This is a genomic window from Afifella sp. H1R (assembly GCF_021462425.1).
GTDB classification, from domain to species: Bacteria; Pseudomonadota; Alphaproteobacteria; order Rhizobiales; family Afifellaceae; genus Afifella; species Afifella aestuarii.
On record NZ_JAKEDY010000001.1, the window covers coordinates 2,070,465 to 2,087,804 of the forward strand.

Below are 17,340 nucleotides of genomic sequence, written 5' to 3' on the forward strand. Positions count from 1 at the left end.
ATTCGAGGGCTCAGACGAGCTCGGTCCCAAGGCCTTCGGGATCCTGAGTGCCGGCGGGCTGTGTGCCCGGATCTTGCGCCAGATCTCCTTCCGCCCGCAGCCTTGAGCTTTCCCCATGCCGCCGCCGCTTCGCCCGGTAAAGCGACCGGTCGGCGGCCGCGAACAATTCCTCGAACGTCCGTCCATCATCGGGCGATGTCGCATGGCCGATGCTGACGGTCACCGGCCGGCCGAGCGGCGGCAATTGCAGCGCCGCGACCCGGCGCATCAGGCGGTCACCGAGCGACGTCGCCTCCCAGCGGTCGAGATCGTTGCAACAGATGACGAACTCGTCGCCGCCATAGCGCACCAGCACGTCCTCCTTGCGCAGAACCCCCTGCATCGTCGCGGCCATCTCCTTGAGAACGGAATCGCCGCACGCATGGCCGAAATCGTCGTTGATCGCCTTGAACTCGTCGATGTCGACGATGAGCACGCTGAACGGCCGCCCCGCCTCGGGGGTGCAATTGAGCGCATCCTTGCCTTCGCCCGGAAGCCGGCTGCGATCGAAAACGCCGGTCAGCTCGTCGCGTCCGACGCGCTTCAGAAGATCCTCGTATTTTTCTCGATATGTGAGGATATCGAAAATGTCGGAGATCCGCTTCTGCCGCGGCGCCACCAGCGGCGGGCGCTCGAGATGGCGCAGATAAAACCAGGCGAGCACGCCGTAGATGCAGGCCGTCACCATCTTGGCGAGCCAGCCGCCGACCAGAACGTCGATCGGCGCATCGAGAAGCGCCCAGAGCGCCGAATAGAAGCCGATCTGATCGAAGGTGAGGATTGCCATGGCGCTGACCGCGATGCGCAGGCCAATGCTCTGGCGCATGATCCGGCCGAGCCGCTCGTAAAGCAGAATGATGAGGATGCTGTCGACGAACAGAAGCACCGTTCCCCACACCATCAGCCAGCCCATGTCGTTCATGAAGCTGAAATCCGGCAATTGCCCCGTCGCCGGCGCGACGATGTGATGGCGCGCCAGGAAGACGAGAGCGACGGTCAGGAAATTGCCGATGAGGAGCCCGTAGATCGGCTGGCGAACGGTGGAGGCGTCTTCGCGGATGTAGACGAGGAGAAGGAGTACGAGCTTGCCGGCGAAGAGGACGGTCGAGCCCGGTGAAATTGCAGTCCCCTCCGCGAAAGGCACGTAGAGGATCGCCGCCAGATAGGTTTCCAGGAAATGCATGGCGCCGAGGGCGCAGAAGAAGATGCCGATCCCCAGCCGATGACGAAGCCTGAAGAGACCGGCCATGACCGCGAAATAGACGGTCAGCTCCAAAAACAGCAAAAGGACGTTCATCACATCCATGAGGCGATCCCTCAAAGGTGCCGCCCTCCCCTGGTGCCGACCGCTTCACACATGCGGCGCGATTTCCAGGAAGGGGGAACGGCGTCACTTCGACTTTATGGAGCCCATAAATCCGATGTGCGGGATCAAACCAAGTGAAAAACTTGATTAAAAGGCAAGCAATCTCTCCACAGAGCCGCCGCCTTCAGCCGCCGACCGTCAAATTCGTCAGACAATAAAAAACGGCCGCAGCATGCGCTGCGGCCGTTGGAAAACCGAAATCCCTCGGACCCTAGCCGAGCGACTTGACGATCGCTTCCGTCATTTTCTTGGCATCGCCGAACAGCATCATCGTCTTGTCGAGGAAGAAGAGCTCGTTCTGAATGCCGGCATAGCCCGACGACATGGAGCGTTTGACGAAGAGCACCGTGCCCGCCTTGTCGACGTCGAGGATCGGCATGCCGTAGATCGGCGATTGCGGATCGTCGCGCGCGGCCGGGTTGGTGACGTCGTTGGCGCCGATGACATAGGCGACATCGGCCTGGCTGAACTCGGAGTTGATATCTTCGAGCTCGAAGACCTCGTCATAGGGCACGTTCGCTTCGGCCAGCAGCACGTTCATATGCCCCGGCATGCGGCCGGCGACCGGATGGATGGCGTATTTCACTTCCACGCCCTCCTTCTTCAAGGCCGCCGCCATTTCGTGAAGCGCGTGCTGCGCCTGCGCCACCGCCATGCCGTAACCCGGCACGATGATGACCTTGGAGGCGTTCTTCATCAGGAAGGCCGCGTCTTCCGCCGAGCCCTGCTTGACCGGACGATCGTCGGCGCCGCCGCTCGCAGCCGTGGTCTCGCCGCCGAAACCACCGAGGATGACGGAGATGAAGGAGCGGTTCATGCCCTTACACATGATGTAGGACAGGATCGCGCCCGACGAACCGACGAGGGCGCCCGTGATGATGAGCGCGGTGTTGCCGAGCGTGAAGCCGATGCCGGCGGCCGCCCACCCCGAATAGGAGTTCAGCATCGACACGACAACGGGCATGTCCGCTCCGCCAATCGGGACGATGATCAGAACACCCAGCGCCAGGCTGACGATGGTGATCAGCCAGAAAGCCGTGTGGCTTTCCGTGGCGGCGAAGATGATGATGCACAGAAGCAGGAAGACGCCGAGGCCGATATTCACCTGATGGCGCATCGGCAGCAGGATCGGCTTGCCGCTCATGCGCCCGTCGAGCTTCAAAAACGCAATGATCGAACCGGTGAAGGTGATCGCGCCGATCGCCACGCCGAGCGACATCTCGACGAGGCTCGCTCCGTGGATCGATCCGGGATCGCCGATGCCGAAGGCCTGCGGCGCGTAAAGCGCGGCGGCGGCCACCAGAACTGCGGCGAGGCCGACGAGCGAATGGAACGCGGCCACCAGTTGCGGCATCGCCGTCATGGCGATGCGCTTGGCGATCACCGCGCCGGCACCACCGCCGATGGCGATCGCCAGAATGATGAGACCCCAGGATCCGAAGCTGGCCGGGGGATGCCCGATCAACGTGGTCAGCACGGCAATGACCATGCCGGCCATGCCGAACTGGTTGCCCTGGCGGCTGGTTTCCGGGTGTGAAAGACCACGCAGTGCCAGAATGAAAAGGACACCCGCAATCAGATAAAGAAAGGCTGTGACGCTGGCAGACATCAGGCGCGCACTCCCTCAGCGGCGGCGCCTGCCGCCCGAGCCTTGGAAAACTGGCTCATTTTACCGCTCTTTCCGCTTGTACATGGACAGCATGCGCTGCGTGACGAGAAAGCCGCCGAAAATGTTGACGCTCGCCAGCATCACCGCAAAGAAACCGAACCAGCGCGCTGTGCTGGAACCGTCCGCGACGAGGTCGACGCCGACCGCGAGAAGCGCGCCGACGACGATGACCGACGAGATCGCATTGGTCACGGACATGAGCGGCGTATGCAGCGCCGGCGTCACCGACCAGACGACGTAATAGCCGACGAAGATCGCCAGCACGAAAATCGAGAAGCGGAAGACGAACGGGTCGATCATGCCACCGCTCGCGGCATGCGCGAGCTGACCCACGGCCTCCCCGTCTCCGAGCGCATTGAGCGCCTGCGAGGCGGCTTCCCGCGCCGCCTCCGCGGCCGACTGCGCCTGTTCGACAGCCTGCCTTACTGTTTCTTCAGCCATCGGCTATCCCCTATTTCTCGTTCGGCGCGTTCACCGGCTCGCCACCAAACTGCGGGTGCACGACGGCCCCGCCATGGGTGAGCAGCGTCGCCGCCACGATCTGGTCTTCACGGTTGATGGAAAGGGCCTTCGTCTCCTTGTCGACCATCGGCTCGACGAAGGCGTAGATGTTGCGGGCGAGAAGCGCCGAAGCGGACGCTGCGATCTGCCCCGCCATATTGACGATGCCGATGAGCGTGACGTTGTCCTTCACGACCTGCTTGTCGGCTTCCACGCCCTCGACATTGCCGCCGCGTTCCACGGCGAGATCGACGATGACGGAACCGTCCTTCATCGACTTCACCATCTCCGCATCGACGAGCTTCGGGGCCGGACGGCCGGGAATGAGCGCCGTGGTGATGACGATGTCCTGCTTGGCGATGTGCTCGCGCACCAGCTCCGCCTGCTTGGCGCGGTATTCCGCCGACATTTCCTTGGCGTAGCCGCCGGCGGTCTCCGCCGCCTTGAACTCTTCGTCCTCGACCGCGATGAACTTGCCCCCGAGGGACTCCACCTGCTCCTTGGCGGCCGGGCGCACATCCGTCGCCGTGACGACGGCGCCGAGGCGCTTGGCGGTCGCGATCGCCTGCAGGCCGGCAACGCCAGCCCCCATCACGAAGACGCGGGCGGCCGGAACAGTGCCCGCAGCCGTCATCATCATCGGCAAGGCGCGCCCATAGGCTTCCGAAGCCTCGATGACGGCACGATAGCCCGCAAGGTTCGCCTGCGAGGAGAGAACGTCCATCGACTGGGCGCGGGTGATGCGCGGAATGAGCTCGAGCGCGAAGCCGGAAAGCTTCGTCGCCGCCATCTTCTTCAGCGCCTCCTCATGGCCGTAAGGGTCCATGAGGGCGACCACGGCCGCGCCTTCCGGAAAGCCGGAAAAATCGTCCGGACGGCGAACGGTGAGGACGATGTCGGCACCTTGAAGAGCCGCCTGCCGGGTCTGGGCGATGTCCGCGCCCGCCTCGGCGAAGACCTCGTCGGCAAGCGAAGAGCCTGCCCCGGCCCCACTCTCAACGACGACATCGGCGCCGAGAGACTTGAATTTCTTGATCGATTCGGGAGTTGCCGCGACACGCGGCTCGTCGTCCCGCGGTTCCTTAAGAACTGCAATGCGCATAATGATTTAGCTCAGGCCACTGCGAAGAGGAAGAAGACGAAAGTAATCCCGAGGACGACCGCGGAGGGTCCCCATCTGCTCTGCCTGAAAAGGCCGTAGAACAGCGTGCCAAGCGTCAGCGCGAGCGCGATAGACCCGAGCCACAGGGCGCCCCCGAGGCCGAATATAGCGACGATCAGGACGATCGTGACGACATGTATGATGCCCAAGATGAGGAGCGACAGAAATCTGTCGTACGTCTTCTCATGGTACTCGTAATCCATTGCGGAACCTGTCGACGCCATCACCTGTTCAGCCATGCGCTACTGCCCTTGCATCATTTGGCGGGATATATCGCCGGCCTTACCACGCCATCTTAGACAAGGGCAACGCCGGGTAAACCTCCAAATGCCGCAGGGGTCGGAAGAGAGCTGAAAAGAAACGCAAAGACGGCGCCACTTGGGCGCCGTCTCGAGGAAAGATCAGGCGTTGCGTTCCAGACGCGGTTCTCAGACGCGGTGCAGCGTGAAAGAAGCGCCCGGCTGACGGCAGGTCATGCTGCTCGAGCCTGCAAGCGTGCAGGTGGCCGCGCGCTGCTGCTTCGTGGCGATGGAGTACCAGCTGATCTCGACCGTCTGCGGACCGGCCATATTGTAGCTGCCGGAGGCGAGCTGGGCCCCAGTCTTGGCGTCTTCGGTGGTCATGGAGCCGTTCGAGAAGGTCGAGACGAAGACCCGGTCGCTGGACATCCAGCGCCCCTCGACAGGCGATGAAATCTCTCGTCCCCCGATGCCCGTTTGACAGCCGGCCAGAAAGGCCGCGGAAAGAAGGACGGCAGCGGTAACGTAACGGGTTTGCAAATTGAGCCTCCAGCAGTTCATTGCTGCTTTAATGCCCTTGCCGCGAATTTGATCCCGCAGATTCAACGACAAGATTCGCGGCTCGAAGCGCCGCCGCCTGGTTGCGGGCGACCGTGTCGACGGAAAATCCGTCGATTTCCTCGTTGAAGAGTCGATGGAAATTCATCTCCGCACGCAGATGCAGGAAGACCCCACCGAGACCGATCGCCGCACGGTCCATGAAGACGAATTCGCGCGGCACGGTGACGGGCCCCTTCTCCTTGAGCGCCATATGCACCCGGTAGGCTTCTCCCCGTCCGTACTGCGCCGGCGAGATGCCGTCGGCAATCGCCCGCGTTCGGTCGTCGAGAAGCGGCCCATAGATGAAGCGCGCCCAGATATTGAGGATATCGATGAGTTCGTTGGAAAGCCCACGAAAGCCCCAGGTCTCGTAAGCGCTGACGATGCGCTCGCGATCGTCGGTCTGCAGCCCGCGATAGAGCTCGATCACGCCTTCCACGAAATGCGGGGGGAAGATGCGCACGCAGCCATAGTCGAGGAGATTGATGCCCGCGGGGCGCCCCTCTTCCTCGAAGACCGTGTAATTGCCGAGATGCGGATCGCCGTGAATGATCGCCTGATGGCTGAAAGGCTGCCACCAGGCCTTGAACATCGACGCGGCGAGATGATTGCGCTCCTCCATCGAATGGTCGCGGTAGTCGAGGAGCTTCTTGCCGTCGAGCCAGGTCATGGTGAGAAGCCGGCGGGTGGAAAGCTCCGGCCGCAGTTTCGGCACCCGCACCCGCGGCTCGTCGGCAAGGACGGCATCGTAGAGCGCCATGTGTTTGGCCTCACGCTCGTAATCGAGCTCTTCGCGCACCCGAGCGGCGATCTCTTCGGCCATCTCACGCGTATCGATCGCCGTATCCATGCGCCGGTGCAGCGAGAACAGAACGGACAGCTGGCCGAGATCGGCTTCGACCGCGCTCGCCATTTCCGGATATTGCAGCTTGCAGGCGAGCTTCGTTCCGTCGTGGTCGACGGCGCGATGCACCTGGCCGAGCGAGGCGGCGGCCGCCGGCTGATGCTCGAATTCCTTGAAGCGGCTTTGCCAGCCAGCCCCGAGCTCCGCCGTCATGCGCCGCTTGACGAACGCCCAACCCATCGGCGGCGCATCAGACTGAAGCTGCGTCAGCTCGGCAGCATATTCCGGCGGCAGCACGTCCGGGATCGTGGCCATCAGCTGGGCCACCTTCATGATCGGACCTTTGAGACCGCCCAGCGCCTGCGCCAGTTCCTGCGCGTTGCGGCTCGGATCGATCTCGCGACCCAAGGCGCGCGAACCGACCATACGCGCCGCAATCCCGCCCATTCCCGCGCCGACGCGCGCATAGCGCGTCATGCGGCCGGTAAAGCGGTTGCGTTCGTCGTCACGAGGCGGATCAACAGGCATCGAGGTAACCTTTTACGTCATACACGCGCGCGTCTTCGTATCCGCTAGATAGGGTGCCTGAGGCTGACCTGCATCCGCCTTTCGCGCATTGCCGGGCTGAAACTTTTTCGCTTCGGAAGGCGGACATGCAGGCGGTTTTGCTCGAACGGGTCTTCTTGCCCGGCCCGATCCGCCCCCGACCCGCAAAACACATCGCCCAGAACGCATTCCCCAAAAGGAAAAGGGCCGCCAGAACGGCGGCCCTCCGCGAGAAGCGGGCGATTTGCCCAGAATTTACTCGATCACGAAAGCGACAGAGGTTGCTCCACCGTCCTGTGACCGATCAGGCAAATACGCCATCCATTCTCACTCGACACTGGATCACCTCCTTTCAAGCTGTTTCGACCAATTCTGAGTTTCTCCATCGAGCGGCCGCTTGGCAAGCGCAAAATTTGCGGGCCCCGCAAATTTTGTAGGCTCGATGAAAAAGCGTCCATTCGGGTCGTCTGCCGCGGCTCACGCGGTCTGCACGCTCTCCAATTCGTCGATCAGCCCTTCGATGACCGAAAGCCCCTGCATCCAGAAGGCCGGGTCGGACGCATCGAGCCCGAAGGGCGCCAGAAGCTCCTTGTGCCGCTTGGTGCCGCCGGCTTTCAGCATGTCGAAATAGCGGTCCTGGAAGCCGGTCTCGGCATCGCGGTAGACGGCATAGAGCGAGTTCACCAGGCAGTCGCCGAAGGCATAAGCGTAGACATAGAACGGCGAATGCACGAAGTGCGGGATATAGGCCCAGAACACCTCATAGCCTTCGCCGAGCCGGATCGAAGGTCCAAGGCTCTCCTTCTGCACTTCCATCCAGATGTCGCCGATCACCTCGGCCGGCAGTTCGCCCTCGCGACGCGCCGTGTGGACGCGGCGCTCGAACTGATAGAAGGCGATCTGGCGCACGACCGTGTTCAGCATGTCCTCGACCTTGCCGGCGAGCAGGATCTTACGCTCCTTCGGCGTCGCGGCATTGTCGAGCATGGAGCGGAAGGTCAGCATCTCGCCGAAAACGCTCGCCGTCTCCGCCAGAGTCAGCGGCGTCTGCGCCATCAACAGCCCCTGCTCTCCGGCGAGAACCTGGTGCACGCCGTGGCCGAGCTCGTGGGCGAGCGTCATCACGTCCCGCGCTTTCCCCTGGTAATTGAGGAGCACATAAGGATGTGCGCTTGGCACCGTCGGATGCGCGAAGGCGCCCGGCGCCTTGCCCGAGCGCGTCGGCGCATCGATCCAGCTCTTGTCGAAGAAGTGCCCGGCAATCTCCGCCATGCGCGGATCGAAACTGCCATAGGCGGAAAGCACCGTCTCTTTCGCTTCCTGCCAGTCGATCGTCCGCTTCAGCGTTTCCGGAAGAGGCGCATTGCGGTCCCAATGGTCGAGCTTGTCCTTGCCGAGCCATTTCGCCTTCATCGCGTAATAGCGGTGCGACAGCTTCGGATAGGAGGTCGCCACGGCCTGCACCAGCGCATCGACCACCTCCGGCTCCACCCGGTTGGCGAGATGGCGCGCCGAAGCCACATCCGTAAAGCCACGCCAGCTATCGGAGATCGCCTTGTCCTTGGCGAGCACATTGGTGATCAAAGAGAAGGTGCGCAGGTTCTCGCGAAACGTATCGGCAAGCGCGGTGGCGGCGGCCTTGCGCTGCGCCTCGTCGTGGTCGGTCAGAAGATTGAGCGTCGGCTCCAGGGTGAGATCCTTGCCGTTCACCTTGAAGCGGAGCGCCGCCATCGTCTCATTGAAGAGCCGGTTCCAGGCGGCGCGGCCCGTCAGCGACTTCTCATGGAAGAGCCGCTCGATCTCGTCTGAAAGCTGGTAGGGGCGCTCTTCGCGCAGATCGTCGAGCCACGGCTTCCAATGCGCCAGCTCCGGGCTCGCCATGGCCTTGTCGAGCACCGCATCGTCGATCCGGTTGAGCTCCAGCGGGAAGAACAAGAGCTTCGTCGAAACCCCGGTGAGCTTGTCCTGCAGATCGCCGTTGAATTTTGCCCGCTTCGGATCGCTGGTATCGCCGGCATAGACGAGCCCCGCATAGCTCACCAGCCGGCCGATGATCTCTTCGATCGCCTGGAATTCCTCGATCACCCCGGCAAGGCGGCTGCCGCCATCCGCACTTTGAGCGATCTCGGCGAGCTTGCCCTTATAGGTCGCCTCGAAGGCCGTCGCCTTTTCGTCGACCTTGGCGATATCGGCGGCCACTTCCGGCGCATCCATCGACGGATAGAGGTCGGTCAGATCCCATTCCGGCAGGGTGCCGAGGCTCTCGTCTGCGACCTGCGCACCCTCCTTCGTCACATCGAAGCCAGGCTGGAACTGCAGCAAACTCTGCTCGGTGCGCATCAATCATTCTCCTTGATAGCTGGTGCAGACGGCGTAGCGCCCAGCCTCTCATCTGGCAATTTGTGCGGCAAGAGCAAGCTTTGCGGGCGCGCCCCACGCCTGCGGCCGAAAATTCCGGTACGGCGCAAGCGATCTCGGCGGGCAAGAATTCCACTGCTTCCGCGTCATGGGTAACAACCCCTTAACCTGAGTCGGGGCAGCTTGGTGCGAAATGAAACGCTCTCGTGCCCACGAAGACGCTTGATGCCAGCTCGTATGCTTCTGGTCGATGACGACCCGATCACCCTGCGTCTGCTCGCAGGCATGATGCAATCCTTCGGCTATCTGTCGGAATCGGTGTCCGGCGGTCAGGCCGCCCTCGACCGCCTCAAAGATACGGCCTCCTCTCCGATCGATGTCGTGATCCTCGACCTCGTCATGCCCGATGTCGACGGCATGATGGTGCTCGAGACACTGAAGAAAATGCCGGCGCCTCCAGCCGTCATCGTCCAGACCGCGCAAGGCGGCATCGACACCGCCGTCTCGGCGATGCGCGCAGGCGCCTTCGACTTTCTGGTCAAACCGGCAGCTCCCGAGCGCCTGCGGGTCTCGATCGCCAATGCGCTCAAGCTCTCGGCTTTGCAGGGAGAGGTCCAGCGCCTGCGTCACCGGCGCGAAGAGACCGTCTCCTTCGACGACATGATCGCATCCGCACCGGCGATGATGCGCACCATGGAGCTCGGCCAACGCGCGGCACGTTCCGCCATCCCCGTCCTCATCGAGGGCGAGGCCGGCACCGGCAAGGAATGGTTCGCACACGCCATCCATGGCGAAAGCGCGCGCCGCGCGAGACCCTTCGTCAGCGTCGATTGCGGGGCCGACACAGCCGACGATATCGAAACGCTTCTTTTCGGTCGCCCCGCGACGGGTGCGACGCCGGCCCTTCGCGGCCGCCTCCACGAGGCCCAGGGCGGCACCCTGCTCTTGCGGCAGATCGCGGACCTGCCGGCGAGCGTGCAGGCGCGTCTTGCCGCCGTTCTCGAAGACGGCACGCTCCCCCTTCTCGCCGGAGAGCGGACGGCACGCTGCGACTTTCGCCTCATCGCCACGACCGACCGTCGGCTTGTCGACCGCGTGGCCGAGGGCGTCTTCCGCGAGGACCTGTTCTACCGGCTCAACGTCTTCCCGATCTGGCTGCCGCCGCTGCGCGACCGCGTCGAGGATCTTCTCCCGCTCGCCGCCACCTTCCTCGCCCGCTTTGCCGCCGAAGAGGGCCGCCCTCGCCTCAAGGGGCTGGCGCCCGAGGCGGAAGCGCTTCTCGCCGCCTTCCACTGGCCCGACAACATTCGCCAACTCGAAAACGCCGTCTACCGCGCCGTCATCCTGTGCGAGGGAGAGTTTTTACGCCCCTGGGATTTCCCGCAGATCCAGACGGCTCTCGATGCCGGCGCCATCCCGGAACTGGTCAAAGCCTGGCAGAACGAGGGCGCCGCCGCGGCCAGCACGCGCGCCCGCACGACAGGCCATGTTGCACGCGCGCACCATCGCGAGAGGGAAACACCTGACAGGCCTGTCGCATCGGCTGACAAAATCTCGCCCCCCCTTTATGGTCTCCTGCATCTTCTGGATCGGGACGGTGAAATGCGGGCGCTCGATGCGCTCGAGGAGGCAGCTGTGCGCTTTGCCGTCGAGCATTACGGCGGCCGAATGAGCGAAGTGGCACGACGCCTGCACATTGGCCGCTCGACGCTTTATCGGAAGCTGAAAGACTACGGGATCGAGACGGCCGCCGCCGATGCGGCCTGAGGCGCGCGTTCGCCAAGGAATGACAAACTGGAGAGTTTGATGCGATTGAGAGGCACGGCGGTTTTCCTGGCGTTGATGGCAGCGACACCTGTCGCCGCAGCACCTGCCCTAAAGGTTGCCACGGTCGGGGTCGAAGACGCCGCCGAGACGTCGTCACCGGCCATCACGACGGAAGCCGCAGCGATCCGGGCCGCTCTCGCCCATCAGCCGCAATTTGCCGATCCTCGCGCCAAAGACATCGCCGCCTCGGTGCGCAGTTTCTACGAAGAGCGGTCTTTCGCTCCCGTGTGGATTCATGACGGCGAAGCGACGGAGCAGGCCCGTGCCTTGCTCGACCGCATGGCCCGCGCGGCCGAGGACGGCCTTGCCCCTTCCGACTATGAGGCGATCGAGCTGCCACAAGACCAGCTCACCGATGCCGATGCCATTGCGGCGAAGGACGTGGCGCTCAGCGCGAACGCCGCCCGCTTCATCACGCATCTTGCGATCGGTCGGGTTCTGCCAAAGTCGGTCAACAAGGAAGTCTATTACGCGCCGGCCCTGCCGGATCTCGGTGAAGCCCTCGCCAAGACGACCATGGCGAAGGATGTCGACGCCACGATCTCCGCCTTTGCGCCCCCGCATCCGCAATATCAGGCTCTGAAGGCGAAGCTCGCGAAACTGCGCGAGAGCGACGGCAAGCCGCTGCCGCACATCGCCGAGGGTCCGACCTTGAAGGTCGGCCAGCGCGACCCGCGCGTCCTCACATTGCGCGAGCGGCTCGGCATCGAGATCCCGGAACCGCCGCAGAAAGCGCAGTTCGCCCCCGTCCCGGCCGTGGACAGGCCGGAGCCGGAAACGACGGGCTCGCTGGCTCAGACCACGTCCTCCGCCAAGATGGATGAGGCCTCGAGGTCACAGCCCCCGGCAGGTTTCACGCAGAGGGCGCCTGACTACAGCGCCAATCTCAAGCTCGATCCGACACCGGTGGCGTTTCGCGCCGGCAACGATGCGATGCTCTACGACGAAACGGTCGTGGCCGCCGTCGAAGACTTCCAGCGCGAAAACGGCCTTTCGGTCGACGGCATGGTCGGTCCGCAGACGCTTCAGACCCTGAACGGCGCGAGCCGCGAAAACCGCATCAAGACCGTCATCGTGAATATGGAGCGGTGGCGCTGGATGCCGCGCGACTTCAGCGACGACTATATCTTCGTCAATGTGCCGGAATTCATGGTCCGTGTTTACCGCGACGGCGCGCTCAACCACGAGACACGCGTCGTCGTCGGCCAGCGATCGCATCCGACACCGCTTTTCGGCGATGAGATGGACCATCTCATCCTCAATCCTTACTGGAACGTGCCGAACTCGATCGTCACCGCGGAAATGCTGCCCAAGATCCGGCAGGATCCTTATGGATACTTCGCCTCGACGGGTTACCAGCTGCTCGCCGACATTCGCGGCAAGACGTACCGGCTCGATCCGACGCTGATCGACTGGTACGCGGTCGACACGCGGCAGCTTCGCATTCGCCAGCCGCCGGGCGATCGCAATGCGCTCGGCCGCATCAAGTTCATGTTCCCGAACCGGCACGCCGTTTACCTGCACGACACGCCCGCAAAGAGCCTGTTCCAGAGATCCTCGAGGGCTTTTTCTCACGGCTGCGTGCGCGTGCAAGATCCGATGGCGTTCGCGGACTCCATCCTGGCCAACGACGACCAGTGGAATTCTACGCGGCTGAAGCGAATGTTCTCAGACCAGGAAGTGCGCATCAATCTGCAGCGGAAACTGCCGGTTTTTCTTGCGTACTTCACGATGATCCCGGAAGCAGACGGAAGCTTGAAGACCGTTCCCGACGTTTATGGCTATGACGAGAAGCTGGCTAAGTTACTCAATCTGTAACCATGACCTAGGCTGAGGCGAGAAAATGGCGCCTCAGTCGCATTTTCGCCATAGCTTTCCATTTTGTAATTGAGCGTTAAGCAAGAGAAGCGAGAATTCGCTCTCGTGCCTGGGGATGGGGAAGGGGCTTCCCGCAAAAGAAGGCGATCACGCTTGCTGATACCGGCCGAGTCCAAACTCTCGCGCCTGCGCGGCCCAATGGTGTGCCTGACGCTGGCCTTCGCCCTCCTTCTCGGAGGTTCCGATCCGTCCCTATCGCGTTCCGGCGACCGAACTCTGAAGCTCTTTTTCGCCCATACGGGCGAACGCGGCGAGTTCACCTTCCGCCGCAACGGCCGCTATGACCAGCGCGAGCTGAAGCGCCTCAACTATTTTCTGCGCGACTGGCGTGCCGACGAGCCGACCGACATGGATCCGCGCCTCTTCGACCTCGTCTGGGAGGTCTATCAGGAGGCCGGCGCGCAAAACCCGGTCACGGTCGTCTCCGCCTTCCGCTCCCTGAAGACCAACAACATGCTGCGCTCGCGCTCCTCCGGCGTCGCCAAGCGCAGCCAGCACACCGCCGGCAAGGCGATGGATTTCTTCATCCCGGGTGTGCCGCTCGAAAAACTCCGCAAGATCGCATTGAAGAAACAGGTCGGCGGCGTCGGTTATTATCCGACGTCCGGCTCGCCCTTCGTGCATCTCGACGTCGGCAGTGTCCGCCACTGGCCGCGCATGACGCGCCAGCAGCTTCTGGCGCTCTTCCCGGACGGCAAGACCCTGCACATCCCGTCCGACGGCAAACCATTGCCGGGCTACAAGATCGTGCTCGCCGAATATGGCCGCAGCGGCAAGAAAGAGACGCTCGGCAGCTCTCGCGGCTCGTCGAACCCGAACGAGAAGGCGACCGTCGTCGCCTGGCTGAAGAATGTGTTTGACGGCGACGAGGACGAGGGCGATCAGACCCGCCCGATGCGCTCCAAGACAGCGCCGGCGCGGGCCCTTGCCCCCGTCCAGACGGCACGCTCCGCACCTCAGGAAGTTCAGGTCGCAAGCGTAGCGCCGCAAGAGCTGTCTCCTCCGGAGATGCTGCCACGCGCCGCTCCTTCCGCCATCCGGGCGATCGCAGTTGCGACGCGGACGGAGACGGTGGATCCGACCGCATCTGCGGCACCCCAGATAGCCGAGCAGGACACTGTCGGTCTTCTCGCTTATGCGGCGATGGCCCAGGCCCGCCCGGACGGCCTGCCAGCCATCATGCCTGAGACGGCACGCCTGGCGACGGCCGAGGATGCCAGCGAGTTGACGGCCCTTTATGAGCGCGCGCTTGCAGATGCCGACCCGGCCACCGCCGCCCCGCGCGATGCACAGGAGACGGCCGGCCTCGTCCTGGCGAATGCCGTGATGGCCCCGTCGAATATGGCGAAAGAAATCAGTCTGCCGGCAGCTCGTCCGATCGTGACGGCCTCGCTCGGCGCCGAGCCACAGGGTTTTGACGCCATCGACGCCGCTGCGGGTCTCGCCGGATCGAAAACCGGGATCGCCTCCGAAGAGGAAGCGACGCTCGCCTATGCCTCTCCCCAGGAGCGCCCCGCCCAGGAGCGCCCCGAGGCGCCAGCCGCGCTCGAAGAAGCCGCCGGCCTCGCCATTCCGCAGGAGACCCCGCTGAGCCTCGCCGCCGCAGTCGAGATGACGGCGCCGGCGGCACCGGTCGCTCGCCTCATCACCCAAAGGCCCGATTCCGGCGATCTCTCACGGCTGATGGGCAAGGATACGACGCGGACCTTCATCTTCGCCCTGTTGCAGGCCCCGCGGCCCTCCGGCGCGGTCGAGTTCTTCGCCATTCCGGTGAATGAGGGCGTCGCCCGGGCCATCAGCAAGGCAGAGCAGCTGCGCACCGATCGCTTCGCCACGAAGGACGACCTCGCCTTCATCGACGAACCCGACCAGGTCTATCTTCTCGTCGCGTCGCTGGACTGACGCAGATCCCAGAGATCACTCACCAGAGATCACTCAGCGGTGTCCGCGCTCAAGAATGAGCGCCGACCCATCCGCTCACGTGGCGGGGGCCGCCACCGCGCTCGCAAGCCCTTCGCCGAGATAGCGATCGAGCGCCTCCCGATCCTCCGCCGAAACGTGCAGACAGAGTTTTGAACGGCGGTTGAGGATATCCTCCGCACTCACCGCGAACTCCGCACGCCGGAGATACTCGACCTCCTTCTGATAGAGGTCGGCGCCGAAATGCCGTCCGAGATCGGCGGGCGATGACACCCCTTTCAGGATCTCGAACGTCTTCGTGCCATAGGCGCGCACAAGCCGGGCGATCAGCGGACGCGGCAGACCCGGATGCTGGCCGGCCACTTTCTCTTCGAGCGCGCCGAGACCGTCGATCGGAAAATCGCCGCCCGGCAGAGGCGCATCGGCGGTCCAGGGCTTGCCCCGCTTTTCGTTGAGCGCCGCCTCGATGCGCAGAAGAACCGTCTCGGCAAGACGCCGGTAGGTGGTCAGCTTGCCACCCAGAACGTTGACGAGCGCCGCTCGGCCATCGCCATCGTCGACCTTGATGACGTAGTCGCGGGTCGCTGCCTGCGCCGACCCGCTGCCTTCGTCGACGAGCGGACGGACACCGGAAAACGACCAGACCACCTCGTCCGGGCGCACCGTGCGGCGGAAATAGGCGCTGATAGCCTCGCACAGATAGCTGGTCTCTTCCGGCGTGATACGGACTTTGGCGGGATCGCCGTCGTAATCGCGATCGGTCGTGCCGATCAGCGTGAACTCCCTCTCATAGGGGATCGCGAAGACGATCCGCCCGTCGGCATTCTGGAAGATATAGGCGCGGTCGTGCGCGTAGAGTTTCGGCACGACGATGTGACTGCCCTGCACGAGCCGCATGGGCTGCTGCTTCGCACCCGCGGCCGTCTCCAGGACATCGTCGACCCAGGGACCGGCCGCATTGACCACGAGCCGGGCGCGAACTTCGCTTTCCTCGCCATCCGACGTGCGAAGAATGGCTTTCCAGCCGCCCTCGACGCGCTCCAGCTTGACGACCTTGGTCCGCGTCGCGACCGTCGCACCCCTGTCGCAAGCATCGCAGGCGTTGAGCGTCACGAGCCGCGCATCGTCGACGGCGCAGTCGGAATATTCGAAGCCGCGCCGATAATCGCCGGCAAGCGGCTCACCGGCCGGGTCGTGCCTGAGATCGAGCGTCTTCGTCGGCGGCAGATGCTTGCGCCCGCCCAGATGGTCATAAAGGAAAAGTCCGAGCCGCAGGAACCAGGCCGGGCGCAACCCGCGATGATGCGGCAACACGAAACGCAAGGGATGGATGATGTGCGGCGCGATCGCCCACAACCTCTCCCGCTCCATCAGCGCTTCGCGCACCAGGCGGAACTCGTAATATTCGAGATAGCGCAGACCGCCGTGAATGAGCTTCGTCGACCAGGACGAGGTGCCGCTGGCGAGATCGTTCATCTCGCACAGGAGAACCGACCAGCCCCGCCCGACAGCATCCCGCGCAATGCCGCAGCCGTTGACGCCCCCTCCGATGACGAGAATGTCGTAGTTCGGCGTCATGATAGAGGCTCCTGCGGCAGGCGAAGAAAGTTGCGGGAAAGAACGGTCGATCGCGCCCATCTCGCCTCGCAAGGTTCAGGCATGGGCGCGGGGCGATGCGCGTTGATCGGACGGGTCAGGCGGCCTCGTCGTCGTCGAGCGCAGGCGGCGCCATGCCGAGCGCATGCATATAGAGGTCGAGGATCGCCTCCTGCTCCTGCCGCTCGGCGACATCCTGCTTCCTGAGGCGCACGACCTGGCGCATCACCTTGGTGTCGAAGCCGTTCGACTTGGCCTCCGCGTAGACCTCGCGGATATCCTCAGACAGGGTCTTCTTCTCTTCCTCCAGCCGCTCGATACGTTCGATGAAGGCGCGCAGCTGGCCGGCGGCCACCCCGCCCGGTCCGGATGCCTCTTCGGCCATGGTTTTCTCCTGAGATTCAAGTTCTTGGGTTTCGCGTGCAGGTGATGCCCGCTTCGGTCAATGCCGGAAAGACCTCATCCACGTTTTCCACGCGGCGGCCGGCCTGACCTCAATGCTGTGGCTTGTTCTTCTCGAAATCGGCTTGCTGCTCGGCGTTCGCCGGCGTCTGGTGACGGCTCTTCCATTCGTCGTACGGCATGCCATAGACGATCTCGCGGCTTTCGGCCTTGCTGAGCGCAAGTCCCCTCTCCTCCGCCGCCTCCTGATACCAGTTCGACAGGCAGTTGCGGCAAAAGCCGGCCAGATTCATGAGGTCGATATTCTGCACGTCGCTGCGTGCGCGCAGATGCTCGACAAGCCGGCGAAAGACGGCCGCCTCGATCTCGCTACGCTCCCTATCTTCGCTCACT

Annotated in this window: 14 protein-coding genes; 3 read left to right on the top strand and 11 right to left on the bottom strand. The window is 63.6% G+C overall.

From position 1 onward, the window contains the following. Positions 1–10 precede the first annotated feature (10 nt). The 8 genes from L0F51_RS09760 to L0F51_RS09795 form a co-directional block, all read right to left on the bottom strand. Positions 11–1,345 (bottom strand): GGDEF domain-containing protein, encoded by a 1,335-nt coding sequence (locus L0F51_RS09760; protein WP_234628982.1) that lies wholly within the window; start codon positions 1,343–1,345, stop codon positions 11–13. A 271-nt stretch (positions 1,346–1,616) separates the two neighbouring features. Further along, positions 1,617–3,014: an NAD(P)(+) transhydrogenase (Re/Si-specific) subunit beta gene (locus tag L0F51_RS09765; RefSeq protein WP_234628983.1), complete on the bottom strand. Its 1,398-nt coding sequence runs from the start codon at positions 3,012–3,014 to the stop codon at positions 1,617–1,619. Positions 3,015–3,074: 60 nt separating this feature from the next. Further along, complete coding sequence (locus tag L0F51_RS09770) at positions 3,075–3,515, bottom strand: NAD(P) transhydrogenase subunit alpha (RefSeq protein WP_092815675.1); 441 nt, start codon at positions 3,513–3,515, stop codon at positions 3,075–3,077. 10 nt (positions 3,516–3,525) lie between these two features. Continuing rightward, positions 3,526–4,677: a Re/Si-specific NAD(P)(+) transhydrogenase subunit alpha gene (locus L0F51_RS09775; RefSeq protein ID WP_234628984.1), complete on the bottom strand. Its 1,152-nt coding sequence runs from the start codon at positions 4,675–4,677 to the stop codon at positions 3,526–3,528. An 11-nt stretch (positions 4,678–4,688) separates the two neighbouring features. Continuing rightward, the gene (locus L0F51_RS09780) at positions 4,689–4,976 is read right to left on the bottom strand and encodes an aa3-type cytochrome c oxidase subunit IV (protein WP_234628985.1); all 288 of its coding nucleotides are present in this window, start codon (positions 4,974–4,976) and stop codon (positions 4,689–4,691) included. A 189-nt stretch (positions 4,977–5,165) separates the two neighbouring features. Further along, positions 5,166–5,405, bottom strand: coding sequence for a hypothetical protein (locus L0F51_RS09785; RefSeq protein WP_234628986.1), 240 nt, complete (start codon positions 5,403–5,405; stop codon positions 5,166–5,168). A 139-nt stretch (positions 5,406–5,544) separates the two neighbouring features. Further along, positions 5,545–6,948 carry an AarF/ABC1/UbiB kinase family protein gene (locus L0F51_RS09790; RefSeq protein WP_234628987.1) on the bottom strand — a complete coding sequence of 468 codons (1,404 nt, stop codon included), beginning with the start codon at positions 6,946–6,948 and terminating at the stop codon, positions 5,545–5,547. Positions 6,949–7,443: 495 nt separating this feature from the next. Further along, positions 7,444–9,306, bottom strand: a complete 1,863-nt coding sequence (locus tag L0F51_RS09795) for a M3 family oligoendopeptidase (RefSeq protein ID WP_234628988.1) — start codon at positions 9,304–9,306, stop codon at positions 7,444–7,446. Positions 9,307–9,549: 243 nt separating this feature from the next. Here L0F51_RS09795 and L0F51_RS09800 point away from each other — a divergent pair, with 243 nt between their 5' ends. From L0F51_RS09800 to L0F51_RS09810, 3 genes are all read left to right on the top strand, one after another. After that, positions 9,550–11,091, top strand: coding sequence for a sigma-54 dependent transcriptional regulator (locus tag L0F51_RS09800; protein ID WP_234628989.1), 1,542 nt, complete (start codon positions 9,550–9,552; stop codon positions 11,089–11,091). A 39-nt stretch (positions 11,092–11,130) separates the two neighbouring features. Next, a complete protein-coding gene (locus L0F51_RS09805) occupies positions 11,131–12,969 on the top strand; it encodes a murein L,D-transpeptidase (protein WP_234628990.1) in 1,839 nt (612 codons plus the stop codon). A 153-nt stretch (positions 12,970–13,122) separates the two neighbouring features. Next, positions 13,123–14,931: a DUF882 domain-containing protein gene (locus tag L0F51_RS09810; protein ID WP_234628991.1), complete on the top strand. Its 1,809-nt coding sequence runs from the start codon at positions 13,123–13,125 to the stop codon at positions 14,929–14,931. Positions 14,932–15,006: 75 nt separating this feature from the next. On the opposite strand, the gene glpD is transcribed toward L0F51_RS09810, so the two are convergent. From glpD to L0F51_RS09825, 3 genes are all read right to left on the bottom strand, one after another. Then, positions 15,007–16,527, bottom strand: coding sequence for a glycerol-3-phosphate dehydrogenase (gene glpD / locus L0F51_RS09815; RefSeq protein ID WP_234628992.1), 1,521 nt, complete (start codon positions 16,525–16,527; stop codon positions 15,007–15,009). A 115-nt stretch (positions 16,528–16,642) separates the two neighbouring features. Further along, positions 16,643–16,930: a DUF2312 domain-containing protein gene (locus tag L0F51_RS09820; protein WP_234628993.1), complete on the bottom strand. Its 288-nt coding sequence runs from the start codon at positions 16,928–16,930 to the stop codon at positions 16,643–16,645. Positions 16,931–17,039: 109 nt separating this feature from the next. Then, on the bottom strand, positions 17,040–17,339 hold the full coding sequence (locus tag L0F51_RS09825) for a DUF1244 domain-containing protein (protein ID WP_234628994.1): 300 nt from the start codon (positions 17,337–17,339) through the stop codon (positions 17,040–17,042). Between the last annotated feature and the right edge of the window lies 1 nt (position 17,340).